We start from the raw sequence: 576 nt of genomic DNA on the forward strand, positions 1-576 counted from the left end.
CTCCACGCAGTGCCAGGTCTCCTCCAGGAGCAGCCGCTGCTGGGGGTCCATCAGGGCGGCCTCGCGCGGGGAGACGCGGAAGAAGGTGTGGTCGAAGTCGTACGGGTGGGCGACCTGGGCGCACCACTTGCTGGCCGTCTTGCCGGGCTCGGCGACGTCGGTGGAGTAGAACGCGGCGGCGTCCCAGCGCTCCGGCGAGATCTCGGTCGGAGAGCTGTGGCCGGCCAGCAGGTTGGCGATGTACTCGCGGTGGTCGCGGGCGTCGGGCAGCCGGGCGCCGATGCCGGTGACGGCGACGGCCGTGCCGGGGGCGGTGGTCCGGGCGGGTGCGGTCTGGGTCACGCGGCTGCCCTCTCGACGGTGAGCGGTCGCGGGCCGAGCTGTTCGACGGTGGTTCGCAGCAGCCGTACGCCACCGCCCACGCCGGTCTCGTCCGGCCCGGAGCGCGGGCCGTGCGGCGCTCTCGGGTCGCCTGCCCGCGCGGCGGGCAGGTCGTGCTCGCGCGCCACCGGCTGTGCCGGCGCGGCGGTCCCGTCGGAGGTGATCCTCATGCTGCTCCCTCATCCGCGCGCGAGG

Annotated in this window: 2 protein-coding genes; both read right to left on the minus strand. The window is 75.3% G+C overall.

The window, feature by feature from the left end; translation table 11 throughout:
- Positions 1–342: beta-ketoacyl synthase N-terminal-like domain-containing protein (locus KUM32_RS39920; RefSeq protein WP_217146616.1), on the minus strand; the 342-nt coding region annotated here is incomplete at its 3' end.
- On the minus strand, positions 339–551 hold the full coding sequence (locus tag KUM32_RS39925; RefSeq protein ID WP_217146617.1) for a hypothetical protein: 213 nt from the start codon (positions 549–551) through the stop codon (positions 339–341). The genes KUM32_RS39920 and KUM32_RS39925, both read right to left, overlap by 4 nt.
- Positions 552–576 lie beyond the last annotated feature (25 nt).

Source organism: Streptomyces sp. AC627_RSS907 (genome assembly GCF_019049165.1).